Genomic DNA, 3,052 nt, shown 5'->3' with positions numbered 1-3,052 from the left:
CCGCTGCGTGGGGCCCCAGCGGGAGGCTTCGATGATCGCGACCGCGAACTCCGGCCGCCAGCGCAGCGTCCAGCTCTCGCGGAAGGTGCCGGTGGCGCGGACGTCGCTGGTGGCCGGAGTGCCCCACGGGATGCCGAGCAGAGCGAGCCGGTGCAGCAGGTGCGAGCGCTGACGTTCACGGTCCTTGCGCAGGTCGAGGTCGAGCGCCTCGGCGGTCGGCTCCTGCTTCAGGCGCAGCGTGCGGGCGGTGGCCCGCAGATCCGCCGCCAGCGGCACCGTCGGCACGCCCGCCGGGACAGCGCCCAGCGCCTCACCCACCACGAGTTCGTCGGTGACCACCCGCAGCATCGTCTCGTCGCCGCCGCACATGACCGCGCGCACCGCCTCGGTCACCTCCGACAGCCCGGCCAGCGGCCGGTCCCGCATGGCCGCCAGGGTGTCGGCCAGCCGCACCGCCTCGATGACGTGCGCGCTGGACACCGGAAGGTCGTGCGCGCGAAGCACTCCCGCCACCCGGGTCAGCCAGCGCACGATCGGCTGCTCGGTGGCGGTGAACAGGTGGTGGTACCAGCCGGGCGAGTCGATGCCCGCGCCGTAGCCGGAGGCGCTCGCCAGCCGCGAGTGCGTCCACGGAATCCAGGTGAGCTCCGTCTTGACCTTCGGAGTGCCCTTGAGCAGGCGGGCGTCCGGGGCGGCCGGACCGAGCGGGCCCGCCAGGGCGGGAGCGTGCCAGGCCCCGCACACCACGGCCGGCCTGCGCGCCCCTGCCTTGATCGCCGAGCGCATGACCTGCCGCATGTGGGCTTCGCGGCGCAGAGTGTGCTCGTCGATGCGCGCGTCCTCGCGCAGGGCCGCCATGGCCTCGGTGAGGGCGTCGAAGACGCCGGCGCCCGGCGCGGACTCCACGACGGCGTCCCACCAGCGCTCGGCGTCGTCGTAACCACCGGCGGCGGCCAGCCGGGCGAGCGGATCGTCCCGGTCGCCCGGCGCCTGCTCGACGGCCAGCACCATGCTCGCGGGCAGATCGCAGAAGCGCACCGGCACCGCGTGTTCGGCGGCGTAGTGCAGCGCCTGCCACTCGGGGGAGAACTCCGCGAACGGCCAGAAAGCCGCCCGGCCCGGGTCGCCGGGCACATAGGCCAGCAGCGCCACCGGCGGCCGCATGTCCTCGGCGGCGACGTGGGCCACCAGCGGGTCGGCGTCGGCCGGGCCCTCGATGAGGACGGTGTCGGGGGCGAAGGCCGCCAGCGCCGCCGCCAGCGAGCGCGCCGAACCCGGCCCGTGGTGGCGGATGCCGAACACCGCGGTCACGGCGTCGGCGGCGGGGCGCGCCCGCCGCGTCGTCTGCTCCGTCAACCGGTGACCTCGCGGCAGGCGCGGTAGAACTCCGACCAGTCGGGCCGGTCCCTGACCACGGCCTCCAGGTACTCGGTCCACACGGCGGTGTCGGCGACCGGGTCCTTGACGATCGCGCCGAGCAGGGCGCCCGCGATGTCGGTGGGGCGGAGCACGCCGTCGCCGAAATGCGCCGACAGCGCCATGCCGCTGGTGAGCACCGAGATGGCCTCGGCGGTGGAGAGGGTGCCGGAGGGGGACTTGAGTGTGGTGCGGCCGTCGGCGGTCACCCCGGACCGCAGTTCGCGGAACACCCGCACCACCCGGCGCACCTCCTCGGCGGCGGCCGGGACCGGCGGCAGTTCCAGTGCCGCGCCGAGCTGTTCGACGCGGCGGGCGACGATGGCCACCTCGTCCTCCTCGTCGGCGGGCAGCGGCAGCACCACGGTGTTGAAGCGGCGGCGCAGCGCCGAGGACAGCTCGTGCACGCCGCGGTCGCGGTCGTTGGCGGTGGCTACGAGATTGAAGCCCTTGGCGGCCTGGATCTCGGCGCCGAGTTCGGGCACGGGCAGGGTCTTCTCCGACAGGATGGTGATCAGCGCGTCCTGCACGTCGGAGGGGATGCGGGTCAGTTCCTCCACGCGCACCAGCGCGCCGGTGCGCATGGCCGTCAGCACGGGGGAGGGCACGAGCGCACCCTCGGTGGGGCCCTCGGCCAGCAGCCGGGCGTAGTTCCAGCCGTAGCGCACCGACTCCTCGGTGGTGCCGGAGGTGCCCTGCACCAGCAGCGTCGAATCCCCGGAGATCGCCGCCGCCAGGTGTTCGGACACCCAGGTCTTCGCGGTGCCGGGCACGCCGAGCAGCAGCAGCGCCCGATCGGTGGCCAGGGTGGCCACGGCGACCTCCATCAGCCTGCGCGGGCCGACGTACTTGGGGGTGACGACGGTGCCGTCGGCCAGGGCGCCGCCGAGCAGATTGGTGACCCCCGCCCACGGCGACAACCGCCACGACGGCGGGCGGGGGCGGTCGTCGACGGCGGCCAGCGCGCGCAGCTCGTCGGCGTAGGCCTGTTCGGCGTGCGGGCGCAGCAGGGCCGTGGCCTCGGTCCCCGGCCCCGGTGCCGGCCGGTCGGGGGACGTCGGGTCGGGCGTGATCCGGTCGGAGGTCACTGCAACTCCTCGAGCATCATCGAGCGGTGGGTGAGGTCGTCGGCGAGCCGGTCGAAGGCCCGCTGCCAGGCGGGATCCGCGCAGCGGCCTGAGGCCACCGCGACCGAGTCTGCCGCGTCGACGGGCAGGTGGGTGGCGGCCGCGGCCAGTAGCGAGCGGTGCGCGGCCGGGCCGGTGCCGTGCGCGCCCCGGTGCCGCGCGGCGACCCGCGCGCGTTCGAGCAGCAACAGCAGCACGTGCTGGGCCAGTTCGCCCGGCCACGGATGCTCCATCGCGGGCAGCAGCGCCTCCAGTTCCGACAGCCACGCGCTGTCCAGGCGGCGCAGATGCGCGACCCGCTCGCGCTGCGGCATGAGCGCGAACAACTCGCGGCGACGCAGCAGGGCGGTGTCCGAGGGCACCCCGTTGCCGAACAGGGCCGCCGCCCAGACGGGATCGCGCTGGTGCAGGGTGGCGTCGAGCAGGCCGTCGAGCAGCGGCTGGCGGTAGCGGTCGGGGACCCGCGCGCGCAGGGCGGCGCGCGGGGCCCCCGCGGGCGCCGGGCAGTA

2 protein-coding genes and 1 pseudogene are annotated in these 3,052 nt (G+C 75.4%); all 3 read right to left on the bottom strand.

Annotated features, from left to right (window positions below):
* On the bottom strand, nucleotides 1-1,356 hold a 1,356-nt coding region (locus QH283_RS23125; RefSeq protein WP_280505043.1), incomplete at its 3' end, for a DUF5682 family protein.
* The gene (locus tag QH283_RS23120; protein WP_280505044.1) at nucleotides 1,353-2,426 is read right to left on the bottom strand and encodes an ATP-binding protein; all 1,074 of its coding nucleotides are present in this window, start codon (nucleotides 2,424-2,426) and stop codon (nucleotides 1,353-1,355) included. The genes QH283_RS23125 and QH283_RS23120, both read right to left, overlap by 4 nt.
* 74 nt (nucleotides 2,427-2,500) lie before the next feature.
* A pseudogene (locus QH283_RS23115) lies at nucleotides 2,501-3,052 on the bottom strand (SWIM zinc finger family protein); the annotation flags it as partial.

Source organism: Nocardia farcinica (assembly GCF_029867845.1).
GTDB lineage: Bacteria > Actinomycetota > Actinomycetes > Mycobacteriales > Mycobacteriaceae > Nocardia > Nocardia farcinica_A.
This window is presented reverse-complemented; position numbering and strand designations above follow the sequence as displayed.